The sequence below is a fragment of the Thermomonas sp. genome, assembly GCF_029945965.1.
Classification (GTDB): Bacteria; Pseudomonadota; Gammaproteobacteria; order Xanthomonadales; family Xanthomonadaceae; genus Thermomonas.
Genome location: NZ_JAQSDO010000002.1, coordinates 1 through 13,757 on the forward strand (window position 1 = coordinate 1; position 13,757 = coordinate 13,757).

The following is a 13,757-nucleotide window of genomic DNA, read 5'->3' on the forward strand; positions in this document are numbered from 1 at the left end:
GCCTTCGCTGATCGCCGTGCCGGCCGTCGTCGAGCTCAGCGTCACTGTCGTGGCCGCCATCGCAGTATCTTTCGCTGCCACCGGCGCAGGAACTAAAGGAAAGACGCCAGCAATATTCGCATAGTTGTTAACAGAAGCAGAAGCCTCATAGAGGGATTGCACCCTGCCCGAAGGCAAATATCCTAAGGCCTGTCGATCAAGCGAAGCGTAGTCATAGGTTAACGGTGCAAGCCCCTCGGCTGTCCTTAACAACTGAACAAAATTGTTGCCATCGTCAGCCCTGATGTTGGTGCCGCCGACGTCAGAAACCGAATTCACCCCGGACGATGTTTCCTGCAATAGCCTGTCAAGACTACTGCCTTCGTTGATGGCATTAAGAATGCTTGTTAGCTCTCCGACACGCGGCAAAAGAGCGCCGCTGTTGGCATCCGGCAAGACGTTGCCAAAGACCGTTGAGTCAAGTGTTACGGTTTCGCTGGAACGGAGAAGAAACTTTCCCCCCTGATCGAAGGCGAGTTCCACACGGCCTCCGGCAGCAGTGACAATCACTTCCCCTTCAAAAACAGGATCGCCAAACTTGAGAGGGCGCTGCTCGCCATCGCTGTTTTGAGCGAAAGCTATGCCTTCAATCAAAACGACATTGCCGACGACGTTGGCTTCTTTTGCCATAGCGAATTCCAGACGGAGTTATTACATTGGGTTTCAATGTAGTCCGTTTGCCTGGCCGGGGGAACTGTACTGAGGTACTAGGTCGAACCTGGACTTTCGGGACGTCCGGACGCCTGGCCGTTCACGATCAGCGACAACTGGAGGCGATCCCGCACATGGAGTTTTTCAAGAATGGCGCCTACATGCGCCTTGACGGTACGCTCCGTAATACCAAGTGCCCGGGCAATTTCCTTGTTGCTGGCCCCGGCGGCCAGCGTGGTGGCAACCTCTTTCTCCCGATCAGTGAGATCTTTAGACCAACTCGGCCTCACCGCGGCACGCCCCCCGCTGGCCTGCACCTGAACGCGGCTGGTGGCGCTGACGAGCCGCTGCATCAATGACTCGCCAATCCAGAGCCCACCCTGCAACACGACTGCAGCTACCTGAATCAAAACCTGAGCAAAGGCGTGTGTATTGCAATATCCCCGTGCACCTGCCGAAAAAGCGGCTATCGCCTCCTCATCTGTCGGCAGATCACTTAATACCACGCATGGAACCAGCTTCAAACGCGGGGCAAGACGTTCCATCTGCAGAGCCACAGGCACGCCCTGCTCCAGCCGTAGCCAAACGAGATCTACCCTGCCTGCCCCCGAACCGGGTCTCGCGGCGTGGACTTTGCCGGCTCTTCCCGTCTTGAAAGCCTCACTCCAGCGAGGAAGCATGCGTCCGTGCGGGCAAAGAAAAAGATGTCCGGAGTCCTGAATTCCCACTGCCGTCTCGATCTAGCGCTCTGTAAAGGCGGCTTGTTTTGCCTTCAATACAGGTTTGAGAAGATAGGACAGTATGGATTTTTGGCCGGTGATGATATCCACTTCAGCGACCATCCCCGGAATGATGGGCAAGCCCTCACCCAGCTTCGATTTTTCGGTACGAACACGCACGGTATAAAAGGTATTGCCGCGTTCATCAGTGACCGAATCGGCGCCAATAAACTCCAGCTTGGCCTCGAGACCGCCATATATGGAAAAATCATACGCAGTGAATTTCACCAGCGCCCGATCCCCTGGTCGCAAGAAAGCAATATCTTTTGGCAAAACTTTGGCTTCGAGAAGCAGGTTTTCCTCGAGCGGCACAATTTCGATGATGTCCCTGCCCGGCTGGACCACGCCACCCACCGTATTGACAAGAAGACGCTTGACCGTGCCTTTGACCGGCGACCGCAGGGAGGATTTATCAACCTTGTCCGCCAGTCCCACCCCGCCGGCTGAACTCACGTTTAGTTTCGCCAGGGTATCGGACAACTCCTTGCGAGCCTCGCTCTGAAAATTCAAGGTGATTTCCTGAATCTTGCGTGAGGCCTCTTCGATCGCCGACTGTGTTTTTGAAATTTGGGCGGAGGCCATTTCCCGCTCACCCAGAAAACGTCCGGTTTCCCGCTCCAGCCGCAGCAATTCGACCTCGGATACAGCGCCATCCTTGAGCAAGGGCTTGGTGTACCCCAGTTCCCTGGCGGTCAACTCGTACGCCCGGGACGCCTGCTCCCTTTTCGCCCGAACTTCAACCAGTTCCTGCTGACGCTGGGCCAATTGCTGCCGGGCGATAGCCAGCTGTGCATTCAATGTTGACGTACTGGCTTCGTAGGAGCGGAGCTCTTCTCCGACTGTCTTCGGCGCCTCGGCAACGGCTTCAGGGGGGGGTACAAAAGCCACCCCTTCGGCAAGGGCACGAAGTCGGGCCGCCTTGGCCAGCAGGGCCAGGTACTGGACGCGGTTTTCCTTCACGGAAGAATCGAACCGCGTCGTATCGATGTTTACCAACACCTGCCCAGGCTCGACAACCTGCCCCTCCTGGACAAGAATTTCGGAAACAATACCGCCATCCAGACTTTGCAGAACCTGCAATTGCCTGGAGGGAATGACCTTGCCTTCGCCTTTTGTAATTTCATCGACTTCCGAAAGCCCGGCCCATAAAACCGCCAGAATGAAAACCACGCCGAGGCTATTCACGAGCATTCTGGCTCGGAGCGGCTCCTGGGCAAGCATGGCGCGATCTGCATCTCCGCCAAATCCTGCATCCATGCGGCGATCATCCTCCCGCCAAGAGGAGAGGGTGCGGTCAAGTCCAGGCTGCAACATGCGCCGGACAGACTTCAGGCCTGCAATCAAGGGGCGAGCCAACGCTATCCATCGCGGCTTCATGAGGCTTTCCCAATGCGGCCGGCTTTCAGCGCCTCGATAACCTGCTCATAGGGGCCATCGGCAACGATGCGGCCTTCGTCAATAACAATAATGCGGTCGGCCAGATCAAGCAGGGTATTTCTATGCGTCACCACAACCATCGTCTTGTGCTTGGCATAGCTGCGCAAGCGTTCCTTGAATTGCGCTTCTGAAGAAAAATCCATGGCGCCCGTCGGCTCGTCCAGCAACAACACAGGCGGTTCCAGCAACGCTGCACGGGCGATTGCGACACCTTGCCGCTGTCCGCCGGAAAGCGACTCTCCTCGTTCGCCAATGATCATGTCGAAGCCCTGGGGATGGCGATTGGCAAACTCGATCAAACCGCCCACCTCGGCGGCTGCCAGAATGGCACCGTCGTCGGCATAAGGGGCAGCGATCGCGATGTTGTCTCGCAAGGTGCCATAAAAGAGCATGGCATCCTGCTCAACGTAACCGACGTTGCGACGCAAATCCGCGGGATCGAGCTGCCGGAGGTCGATGCCATCCATGGTGATCGCACCTTCAGTAGGGGTATAAAGACCCAGGATCAATCTCTGCAGGGTCGTTTTGCCCGACCCGACCCGACCAATCACAACCACATTTTCCCCTGGCTTGATCCTGAAGGACACTCCTCGCAACGCTTCCTGCGTACGCCCGGGATAACTGAAGTGCACATTGTCAAATACGATTTCGCCAACGATGTCGGGACGATGTACGAAATTTATTTCATCGGAACGCTCACCGGGTTTTTTCATCGTGTCCTCAAGCGAGGCCAAGGCTGTTCTGGCATTCTGGTATTGCATCAACAGGGCCACAATTTGCCCCAGCGGAGCCATGGCGCGCCCAGACAACATCGTGGCCGCGATCAGGCCACCCATGGTCAGCTTGCCTTCATGAATCAGGTACACGCCTGCCACGATCATTACGATATTGATCAGTTGCTGCAGGCTTGAGACGACGTTGATCACCGAAGACGACAACAACCGCAGCTGGGCACTGACACGCGCCAGAAACGCGGCAGTGTCCTCAAGCTTGGCCTGCATCTGACTTTCTGCCCCGTGGGCCTTGATGGCCTCCATGGCTGTTAGTGTTTCCACCAACGTGGCATTGCGCATTGCAGAGGCCCGGAACGTGGTCTCGGAAAGCAGGTGCATCTTGTGCTGAACAACGTAGCTGTAGATGACAACCACAATGACCCCAACCAAGGGTGGTATGACCAGCGGCCAGGATATCCAGCCGAGAACAAGGAAAAACAGCAGGGCAAACGGGAGGTCAACCACCGCAGTGACTGTGGCAGATGCGATAAAGTCGCGCACCGATTCGAAGGAGCGCAGTGTCGCGGCATAGGACCCCACAGAAGCCGGCCGTTCGGAGAGACGCATCCCGAGCACCCGTTCCATGATCAGCGTGGAGAGCTTGATATCTATGCGCGAACCCGCGAGATCCACAAAATAACCCCGCATGACGCGAAGGAAATAATCAATGACCAGCACCAGCAGCAGACCGAAGGCCAGCATCCAGAGTGTTTCAACCGCGAAGTTGGGCACAACACGGTCATAGACATTCATTGAAAAAAGTGGCAACGCGAGCGCAAACAAATTGATGAGGAGCGCCGCCGCCAGAATATCCCGGTAAAGCGGAAACTGGTCGCGAAAAGCGCCCCAAAACCAATGCCGCTGGGGAATGTCAGCCAGCTCAGGTGTACGCTGATCGAAACGAAAGTTCGGCCGCGAGAAAATCGCAATGCCGACATATCGGCCAAGCAACTGTTCACGTGACAGCTGCACAACGCCCTGCCCGGCCTCTGGGAAAAGCAGATTTGCCGTTTGCCCCTGCTCATCCCAGCCCAGCAAAAGACAGGCCCCATCTCCTTCAAGGAGCAGGACCACAGGCAACAGAGCCGAATCAATTTTTTCGAGGGGGCGCCGCAATATCTTGCATGACAGGCCCGCGCGCGCTGCAGCACGGGAGAAGAGCGAGGGAGGAAGACCCGCTTTGGGCAGGGGAAGGCCGGCGGACAGAGCGGCCCGGGTACTTGGACGACCATGTATGCGCGTCAACTCCACCAGGCAGTCGAGCAAGGGATCGTGATGCAGCAAGTCTTCGCGCAAGCCTTGGGCCAAGTGGCTAGCCTCGCGCTTAGGACTGGTCTGCAATGGCACGTTCATGTCACTCATTTCCTGATCTTTAGGGTCAACTCATTCAAAATTCAAATTGACACTTGACGTAACCAATTGTAATAAAATCAAGCACTTGCCGCTACATCTGCAAGTTAGATTTTGCAAGTTGGCAGTTTTTTTGGTGACATTGCCCGCTAAGTGTGGTGGCTTGACCCCATGACCACCGGCCCATGGGACCTACTGCTCCCATTTGGGCGCGTTCAGGGAGTTTACGCGACACTGGGGCATACAGATTCGCCAATTGCGTCGCTCCAAGATAAAAGCAGTACCGCTGGGACATGTTACCCCGCCACGGTGAGCCTACCAGCGTCACAGGACACCGGCTTCTCATGAAGTTCCCAGTCCAACCACGAAGAAACAGCGGATCAACATCCTGAGCCCGGACTAATCCGCAACGCCGTGCGGCCCAAGGCCATCACGAACGAATAGCGGAAAGCAAAACGCCCACTTGATGTGGGCGTTTTGATCCCGGCATGATTAGCCAGGAGATTGGTTGCGCGGGCAAGATGGTTATGAGGCTACGCCATCTAGGAACGTATATTATGTTTTAAATAGGCTTAGAACGTATTAAATCATTGATTTTCTCTCCGAAGTCGAGCTGGAGCGATACACTTGAACGATGATCATCCACCCAGTTAAACCCAATTGAACTCACGGAACCTGCTAGGAATTGCGCCGCAGGCACCCAGTGACTTGGACGAAATAGCGACCTTTGGGCTACACAAGAAACTGCACTCCATCTCTCGGTGGGCCCACAGACTGGGCTTGGATAAAATCTGGATCGCATTACTCGACGCCACCAAAACGGACCGGCATCCCGACTATGTTGGCACCATCGTCCAGTTCCTCATGCAGCAAGACTCTTCAGCTTTGCTGCGTATATGGAGCGATGAATTGCCATGCGCAGAGGAATTACGCCGACTCTCTGACGCCTGCCAGGCTTCCCCATTCATTGCGACCGAATACCCGGCAATGCCATCCATCAAACAGGTCTCCCGTCAACTCACAGGCGGACTGCTGACCAAACTGCCCGCCGTAGCGCTAGTCGCTCGCCCCGTCACCGCAACCACAGACGAAGACCGGCAATGGATTGTTGGGTTACGAATGTGGGTCCTCCTTCAATGCATCAATTCGGTTTTCCAGGGTGGCCGTCCGAATAGCTATTTGGTGGAGATAACCCAGAAACTGCGACTGGCTATCGACAAGGATGAAAAATGGCTAGGACTTTTTGCTCGCCTGCGAGGATCAACTGCCTCGGCAAATGGAATGACAAGGGACCTGACTTCCGCCTGCGAACGCCTTCTTGCCAACCAAAACGTCCCCGTCGAAAGTGCGGCGCACCGGAACCTGCTTTCCACATTGCGAAATTTTTGTAACGGCAAAACACCGGTATCGGGAGAGGATGATGGCACAGAGGATCAGGGACTATTTCGAAGATTTCTGGATCAAAAATCGCAACAGATCCCGACCTCGTTTGTAGCGTCTGAAGTGCAAGGTGGATGGCGGCTACTGGATAACGCCTCACCGGGCCAAGACCAGGATGAGCAAGTTCTTACCCAGAATTTTGATCCCCCAGGAGCTGAAGAGTCCATATTAAAACTGGCCATAGTCGACGAGGATCGAACCCCACTGGAACAAGACCACCAGGCCAAGGGCATCCTGCTGGCCACGGCTGAGGACCATCAGTTTCTGCCTTTCAGCTGGAACCGCCCGTCCCCCGCCGAAAAGTACTGCCTGGAGCAATGGATTACATCGGCTTTGAAGAGCAGTGATTTGATGCTGCAGTCTTTGGCAAGTTTTGTGGAGATCGCCGCTAAGTCGGCGTACTCGCTGGACACAGTTCGGACCATTCAACTTTCAGATGTTCCTGCGCAGGATTGGTCCATCGATATAGACCGGAGGCACTTGCATCGGTTACCACCACGCCGATACAACGGCTGGCGGGTCACGGCGGAGGCCGCGTCTTGGGTGGAGCCCATCGCAACAACTTCGCGGATCATGCTCAATCCGGCAGTAGCCACCACCTTGCAACGATTGCGCGCCGATGCGTCAGCCAGCAGGCAGTTGGGGCATTTGTGGCCCATCTCGGTTGGCGATACCCCAGAAACATTATTCAACCGTATCTGTCGAGAAACCAAGGGACTGGAGCGACTGCGATCTGGCATGTTGGCCCATATCCTCGAACAACGAGTGTTCGAGGGGACGGGTGACCCCGTTTTGAGCCAGTTGCTAGCCAGTCATCCGAGAACTGGATTGGGCGGTGCTTGTGCCTATGCCTCGTATAGAAGTGATCAGGTGCGGCGTCTGCTGACCAACGCAACATCTGAATCAACAAATTTCCCAAACGATCCGATTGAGCCCCTGTCGAACGCCGCGGGCAGTGAACTGTCGCCGTTGGACGCCGCGCTCCGTCAGGCTTGTCAAGAAGCGCTGTCCAAAGTCAATGATCTGGCCACCCAGTCCGAGCAGTGGGTCGCGCACCATAACGCGCTCACCGCCTATATGGTCACGGTACTGCTGGCAGCGACTGGCGCGCGGCCCGTGAGCAGCCCATTCGAATCCCTGAAATATTTTGACTGGATTACGCACGCTATATATATAGAGGACAAAGTTTCATCTCAATTACACCAAGGTCGGCTCGTCCCCCTTCCTGAATCGGTGGTTTCACTGATGCAGAACAGCTACTTGCCGCACCTGGCCCGACTTGCCGTCACTGTCGCGCAGATCGATGGGCCATTGAGTGAGGTGCTCACGAAACTCTCTCGGGGCGTTCCCTGCGAACGCTTGCCCTTGTTTTTTCTACTGGGAAGGAGCTCGGAGAATGAAAAGCAGTTGCGGTGGATCGAGGTCTCGGAGACATCTTTAAGTGCGCTGGAGGTTTTTTCGTGGCCGCTGCCCTGGAATTTGATGCGGCACCGGTTGCCGTCGACACTCAAGCGCGCCGGCCAGGACCATGAATGCATCAATGGGCTTACGGGGCACGGCGAGAATGGCACAGCCGCCTACGGACCATATTCAATGCGGATTTGGCACGCAGATGCCCAGAAAATGCGCCAGCCCTTGATGGACGCGCTGCTAAACCTTCAGCTCCAGACCCCGAAGATGCCGCAATGGCCAGCCTCTACGATACCCGCCCAAACCGGGCAAGCGCCCACGTCCTGCCTTGGAACGGTCTCTAATTTTGGCGCGATGGCGCGCACGATCCGGCGCAAGGACAGTCACAAAAAAGCCGCCCAACAGGCACGAGCCGATATCCTGGATTTCGTAGGCGGGCGCACGATTGACAGCTTGAGTCCACAGGAATGGGAAACCCTGAGTCAAAAAATGCTGCTCAACGTTGATGGGCGACCTCGTACCCTAGGCACGCTTCGCTATGAGGCCTTGCAACATTGGATAGCCCAAAACTGGCAAGACAGCGGATTACGACCCCGCATCAAGCGGCGTTATATCCCATCCCTTGAAGAGCAGTCTCCGTTTACGGTCGATGCAATTGGATGCTTGGAGCGCATCAGCGCGTCACTTGAAAATGCGCGCCGGATACAGGCGATACTCTCACGCCCTTCGAAACGCGAATCGCGGGCACTGGGGATTCTGTTTGTAATCCTGGAGTCCCGCCTTGGGGACCCGGCGGTGATCAAAGAGCTGCTACAGGGCAAAAACTTTCGGCTGGTTTTATTCCAGAAACGCTACTATATTGAGCACTCCCCTGGACTGGACAAAGCGCCCGACGCACCGGTTCGTCGCCATGCAGTCAGTGCGGCTGCAGCCGTACTGCTAGCCAGAGGCAAATCGTCAACCTACAGATTGGATTTGCGTCAGTGGCCGGTCGCGGATCTGCTACGGGTCATCGGTCAGCCATTCGGCCTGGATGATCGTCAGTTTGAATCATTGCAATCCTGCACTCTCGCCATTGCGATCCACGTGCGCCAAGCCAACGCACTGCAATATCCCGGGCTGGTTGCCGCCTATCTCAATGGTGACATTATTTCGGCTGGCCTTCATCACCTCGACTGGGTGCGCGTCAGTCTGGGCAAAGCAGTCAGCCCTGCAGCCCTCGCAAGGCCGGGAAGTGATGCCTCAAAAAGCGATACAGAGGATGAAGATGAAAACGACGCATTACCTTCCGAAGCGATGGATGAAGGCTACGTCGCCTGGCCCGACGCATTCATGTCGCTGGATCACGAAAAGCCTGCCACTCGCCCCGAAATGTCCCAGCTGCAACATTGCAGCTTCAAATTCTTCCAACATATACGCGACGCGCTCAATGCCGAATTGGACGGCACAAATCCCTCCCGGCGGAATCTGGACGCAAAGCTGCGCACCCTGATCTCGGCGAACAAGGATCTGGTCAGCCGTTCCTGCCTGCTACTTGGTGAATGGCAACGCTCGCTTTTGTGGCGAAAAACCAAGAAGGGGCTGATTCGCATCCGGTCACTACAGCGCTACCTCAACGCCCTGTCGGTCTGCTTCCAGGCCATGGCCTATGAGCATGACCTGCTTGAATGCGATGGGGACGAGGTCACCGAGTTTTATCGAAAAGTAATGGAGGTCCGCCAGCTGGTCCGCCCCGGTCATTCGCCCGAAACAGGCGTCTTATCGCCACAGGCCACAGCAGCCGAGAAGATAGATGGTGATGATGCGGAGACTGCCATGCAATACCGTTCGCAAGGTCTGGCGCTGCAACTTCTCACGGATTTTCATAGGCTGGTGAGCCGCGAGTTCGGTGTCGAGGATCCTGACTGGTCTGAGCTCAGCATCAGTGACGCGCTGCTGTCGATCTCCCCCGGGATGATGACCGAGGCGGAGTATTGCTGTGCGCTCCGCACCTTGACCCCCGCGCCAGCCCAGGCGTCGCGAGAAGACTTGGCGCGCGCCTTCATCCTCCTCACGATCTATCGCTTCGGACTTAGGGGCGACGAATCTACCGGCCTGCTCCGCTCAGACTGGGTCGATGACCAGCCCGACGCCATCGTGCTCCTGGTGCGTACCAACCGCTTTCGCCGCCTCAAAACTGCGGCGGCGCAGCGGCAAGTGCCTCTACTGTTTGTGCTGACCGACCAGGAAAAGGAAATTCTCGCGAGCTGGCTGACCTCTTGGGAGGGTATCACTACGCTCAGTAGCGCTGGTCCCCTGTTCGCTGATAGGCAGTTACCCGACAAGTTGATGAACGTCAAGCAGCTGCGACGTGACGTCGGCAAGATCATCAAGCAGGTTACGGGCAATCCCGATCTATCCCCGCACCATGCGCGTCATTCCTTCGGCAATCGGGTTGCCCTGCTGCTCATGCAGAGCGCTGGAAGCATCTGGCCTCACGCAGCAACCACCAGCCAATCGAACGAGGAACGCCAAAACCATGTGCGGCGCCTCCTGCTAGGTACCGACCAGGTCACACGGCGCAGCCTATGGGCAATTGCCCGATTGCTGGGGCATGCACACCCAACGACGACGGTTCGCAGCTACCTTCACTTTCTGCCGGATTTAGCGATGCACTATGTGAATCTGCCGGTATCCGACAAGCGCCCTGTATCCAAGCACCTCAGCGCCATTTGCGTCAACCTTGAGAACCTGGCATTTACCGAAGACTACCTCCAGCCAATCCCCACAGAGTTTGAAGTGGCTGCACCGAGCCCACTCACAACGGATCGAGCCCTGAGCTTTCTGCACCTTTGCCAGCGTGGCGTTCAGACTGTACGCGCTCAACAGATCGTCGGCATTTCCACGGAAGATGCCGATCAACTGATTCACGGCGTGGAAAAGATAGACAGCATTCTCGCTCGCCGCCCTGCCATCAATCGCTCAATGGGAGGGCCTTACAACCTGCTCGGCCATATACCGCAAGCGCGCTGGGCCGATTTGATTGCGCGCGCTCATGACGTGGCATGGAAACCGGAGTCACCAGAAAAATTGGCGATCACTTCTGACGAGCTGCCCTTGATGATCGGCAGCTCACGCCAAATTGTGCTGTGGAAGCCCCTGCACTTCCGTTTTTTCAGGGAAATGGTGGACCTTTGGAAATTGGGTGAAGATAGTTATCGCATCCACAGCACCGTAACTGGTCAGGCCGCCTTGCAGGGCATGGCAGATCAATTTCAATTGCGTCTAGAGCCCACAACAGGAACTCAAGCTAACAAGTCTTTTCAGCAAATTGATACGATTACGGTTGAAATTGGCGATTCTTCGATGCTTGTCCGGCATCGCTGCGCAGCACTTGCACAGACTCACGCGAGGTCTGCATTTCGCTCAAATCATGAGTTGGTGTTGCTCGTCCTAGTTAGCCTGGCACTGCAATGACAAGCGTGCAGTCAAGAATTCAACGGCTTGAACGGTACGTCAGGCAAGTAAGCATACTCGTCTCGACCGTTCGGGCTGATAATTTTATGCGTGCGTACCGTGCATTCCCGTCGGTCTCTCGCGGCACGCGCTACCTCCACCAGATCGATCGGAATCTTTCCAAAATTAATCTGAATTCGCTTTTCACCCGCTTGGAAAAAAAGCTCCTCCTTGTACAAGTCAAAGCCAATGAAGCTGCCGCAAATATTTTCTTCAATCGGATGAAAGTTTGCCTGGCTCGGCTTTGCACCGAGTTTGCCCTCGATCTTCAAAGGATGGCCCTCAGTCTGGACGTATACCGGCTCTGACAATTTCTTTCCTCCTATCGAGCCCAGGGATTCTGCGACCGCTTGCTGAACCGCGACGCGTTCCGTCAATTCCAGATCCATCGAAGCAAAGTCATCAGCGTCGTTTGCTGCATCACGGGTGAGACCGGCGAGAACTAAGTCTTTGACTGTCTCTATCTTTTTATAGTCGATACAACTGTTCTGCGAGGCGTCTGCCCATAATTCAAGTCCGGGACTCCAGCCCGACGCTGCCTTTCTGATAAACGGCGCACAGCAAAGAAGTTCTGAAGGTACCAAGCCGGCCAAAACGATGGCGGCTTTGAGAGTGTCGTGGAAGATATGCAACTCCTTCCACTTGACCATATCTACAGGCCCGCGCAAAAACAGCACTGAGCCTTCGGACAACTCGGCAGACATCTGCAGATCTTGCGATTGAAGAAAACTCGCCAGCAGTACATGCCCCTTTAGACCACGGGATGCGGCATCTCCCACAAAGGAGGTGATTTTCGTTTTTTTTTCTTGCAAAGCTGACATGAGCATTCTTTCCAAATAATTGTTGCTATTGATCGGAGAGCTGAACAGGCCGTCAGTAGGTCATCGACAGGGGACCCTTCTCACCCCTGCCCGTTGAACTTGACAAAACGAGTCCTTTCAGATACCCGGTAACGCTGACAAACGTTGATTCGTTCAACCTCTCAGATATAAGATACCGAATCGATGTCATTGATTCAAGTCAGCACCCTGACTGCACTGTTTTTAAGCGAATGCGGTATCTTGGCTGCATATTGATCCGACCAAATCAGTCCGGACCCCCGGCTTTTTCCGACCCTGTCGACTACAACCCTGACGACTTCAAGAGGAGAGCTTGGTGGTGGCGTGCAGTCCTGGGCCAAAGAGCGCCGCATCATCACGCGCCTGGAGTAGGGCGCACAGGGCAACAACCGCGCTACATTGTGACCAACCTCACGGCAGACGCCCAAGCCTTGTACGACGAGGTGTGTTGCAAGCGCGGCGAAGCCGAGAACCGGATCAAGGAGGCCCAGGTCGGACTGTTTGCCACGCGCACAAGTTGCCAGCAGTTCCAGGGCAATCAGCTTCGCATGTTGCTGGCGGTTTTGGGTACTTGAATATCGAGCGGCTGCGCGCGCTGGCGCTCAAGAAAACCAGACTTGCCGTCTGGGTCTCATCGTTCCACCCAACAACACAGTCAGCGAAGCCGAATGGGCCAGTGCCATGCCTGAGGGTGTCTCACTACACACTGAATCGCCCCAGGTTTTGAAGAGGCTCTATTCTCTGAGAGGATTGAGCCATGAAGAAGTCAAACAAGTTACCCCCCGAGGTGCGCGAACGCGCGGCGCGCATCGTGCAAGAGCACCGAGGGGAGTACCCGTCCTTATGGGCGGTCATTGAGTCATAGCGCCCAAGACTGGCTGCGTGCCGCAAACCCTCAATGAGTGGGTGCGCCGGCACGAGGTCGGTTCCGGTGCCCGCGACGCGAGGTGGTCAGCCAGTGGCGCCAGCGCCTGGGCGCACTGGCCAGTTTGAGGATTTCATTGACGCGGCGCCGCGCAGTGGCGGAAAGATGTGCTGAAGGACCGCACGCCGACGTGCTCCCTCATTGAGAGCCAGGCCGGCCTGCGAGCATCCGCGTCACCGTGTACGTGATCACCTGCTCGTCACGCTGGTTGTAAATGTCGACCTGCGAGGTGACAATGGCGCGGTTGCCTTTCGACGTCAGCCGCACACCCGTGATTTCCACTTCGGCGAACACCGTATCGCCGACCATCACGGGCTTGAGAACCTTCTTGTGCACTTCGAGCGAGGCGAGTCCGGTCCCCTGGATCATCGATTGCAGCAGCAAACCTTCGATGAGCGAGTACGTCAACACCGCGGGCACGGGCCGTCCCGGGATCGCGCCTTCCTCGAAGCTTGTATCGATGAAGATCGCCTCGAGCATGCCGGTGACGCCGATGAAGTTCACCAAGTCGGTTTCCGTCACCGTCCTGCGGAAAGTGCGGAAGCGTTGCCCGACCTCGAGGTCCTGCCAGTAAAAGCCCTGCCCCAGCCGGGGCAGGTTCGTGTCGCGCGCAGTCATG

7 protein-coding genes and 2 pseudogenes are annotated in these 13,757 nt (G+C 56.1%); 3 read left to right on the forward strand and 6 right to left on the reverse strand.

The annotated features are described in order from the left end of the window. The 4 genes from PSV05_RS00055 to PSV05_RS00070 form a co-directional block, all read right to left on the reverse strand. Positions 1-669, reverse strand: a 669-nt coding sequence (locus PSV05_RS00055) for a retention module-containing protein (RefSeq protein ID WP_300059662.1), incomplete at its 3' end; no start/stop codon positions are given. A gap of 77 nt (positions 670-746) precedes the next feature. Beyond that, positions 747-1,235, reverse strand: coding sequence for a response regulator transcription factor (locus tag PSV05_RS00060; RefSeq protein ID WP_300059665.1), 489 nt, complete (start codon positions 1,233-1,235; stop codon positions 747-749). Between the two features lie 195 nt (positions 1,236-1,430). Further along, entirely contained in the window at positions 1,431-2,846 is a 1,416-nt protein-coding gene (locus PSV05_RS00065) for an HlyD family type I secretion periplasmic adaptor subunit (RefSeq protein WP_300059669.1), read from the reverse strand. Next, positions 2,843-5,032 (reverse strand): type I secretion system permease/ATPase, encoded by a 2,190-nt coding sequence (locus tag PSV05_RS00070; protein ID WP_300059672.1) that lies wholly within the window; start codon positions 5,030-5,032, stop codon positions 2,843-2,845. Before PSV05_RS00070 ends, PSV05_RS00065 begins: the two co-directional genes overlap by 4 nt. Before the next feature lie 777 nt (positions 5,033-5,809). On the opposite strand from PSV05_RS00070, the gene PSV05_RS00075 reads away from it, so the two are divergent. Then, the gene (locus PSV05_RS00075) at positions 5,810-11,335 is read left to right on the forward strand and encodes a hypothetical protein (RefSeq protein WP_300059674.1); all 5,526 of its coding nucleotides are present in this window, start codon (positions 5,810-5,812) and stop codon (positions 11,333-11,335) included. An 11-nt stretch (positions 11,336-11,346) separates the two neighbouring features. On the opposite strand, the gene PSV05_RS00080 is transcribed toward PSV05_RS00075, so the two are convergent. Beyond that, on the reverse strand, positions 11,347-12,195 hold the full coding sequence (locus tag PSV05_RS00080) for a hypothetical protein (RefSeq protein WP_300059677.1): 849 nt from the start codon (positions 12,193-12,195) through the stop codon (positions 11,347-11,349). Positions 12,196-12,540: 345 nt separating this feature from the next. Between PSV05_RS00080 and PSV05_RS00085 the strand changes: the two are divergent. Together PSV05_RS00085 and PSV05_RS00090 are read left to right on the forward strand one after the other, a co-directional pair. Further along, positions 12,541-12,817 (forward strand): annotated as a pseudogene (locus PSV05_RS00085) (transposase); the annotation flags it as partial. 153 nt (positions 12,818-12,970) lie between these two features. Then, a pseudogene (locus tag PSV05_RS00090) lies at positions 12,971-13,155 on the forward strand (IS3 family transposase); the annotation flags it as partial. 121 nt (positions 13,156-13,276) lie between these two features. On the opposite strand, the gene PSV05_RS00095 reads toward PSV05_RS00090, so the two are convergent. Continuing rightward, positions 13,277-13,756 (reverse strand): MaoC family dehydratase N-terminal domain-containing protein, encoded by a 480-nt coding sequence (locus tag PSV05_RS00095; protein WP_300059680.1) that lies wholly within the window; start codon positions 13,754-13,756, stop codon positions 13,277-13,279. Position 13,757 lies beyond the last annotated feature (1 nt).